We start from the raw sequence: 770 nt of genomic DNA on the forward strand, positions 1-770 counted from the left end.
GCCACGACGCCGGGGTGGCGGGCGGCGAAGGCCGCGCGGTCGGCCTTGAGCGTGCTCAGGAACACCGGATCGGGATGGGCCATGCCGTCCGCCAGGACGCGCGCGGACGCGGCGTCGACGGCGCTCAGCGTCGCCGGTTCCACCAGGGGGAAGTAGCCGACGATATCCAGCTCGGGCCGCTGGTACAGCTCCAGGACGTCGGACGCGTCGATCAGGTCGGCCCAGCGGAGCGCGGCACGGCGCCCGGCCGCGAGGACCCTGCCGAGACCCGCCGGGGTGGGGGGCAGGAGCTGGAAGGTCAGCCACAGGGCGGCGGCGGAGGCACCCGCGCGCGAGCACTCCAGGCTGATCTCGCCGAGATGCAGTTCGTCGGAGGTGAAGTACGTGTAGGGCGAGTCGTGCAGATAGAACCGCCCCACCTCGGGGTCGCGGAAGAGGACGGCACCGCACCCGTACGGCTGGAGCCCGTGCTTGTGCGGGTCGACGACCACCGAGTCGCACCGGGCGATCGCCCGCCAGGGCTCGGCCGGGAGCCCCTCGGGGCCGTCGGCGCCGNNCGGTGCGCAGCACGTCCTCCAGGGCGTCGAGATCGATCCGGCCCTGCCCGTCGGCGGGCACCGGGTGCCCCTCGATGCCGAGCACGCGGCACATGCGTCCGTGCGTGTAGTGGGCCTCGGAGCTGTAGGCGACGCCCCGGCCGGGGTGGAGTTCCCGGGCGACGAACAGCGCCTCCAGGTTGGCGATGGTGCCGCTGGTGGTGAGATGGCCGA

At 73.8% G+C, this 770-nt stretch carries 2 pseudogenes; both read right to left on the minus strand.

The annotated features are described in order from the left end of the window. Positions 1 to 555: pseudogene (locus tag AOK15_RS48675) on the minus strand (aspartate aminotransferase family protein); the annotation flags it as partial. Between the two features lie 2 nt (positions 556 to 557). Next, positions 558 to 770 (minus strand): annotated as a pseudogene (locus AOK15_RS48680) (aminotransferase class I/II-fold pyridoxal phosphate-dependent enzyme); the annotation flags it as partial.

The sequence above is a fragment of the Streptomyces ossamyceticus genome (assembly GCF_001418475.1).
Taxonomy (GTDB): domain Bacteria; phylum Actinomycetota; class Actinomycetes; order Streptomycetales; family Streptomycetaceae; genus Streptomyces; species Streptomyces ossamyceticus.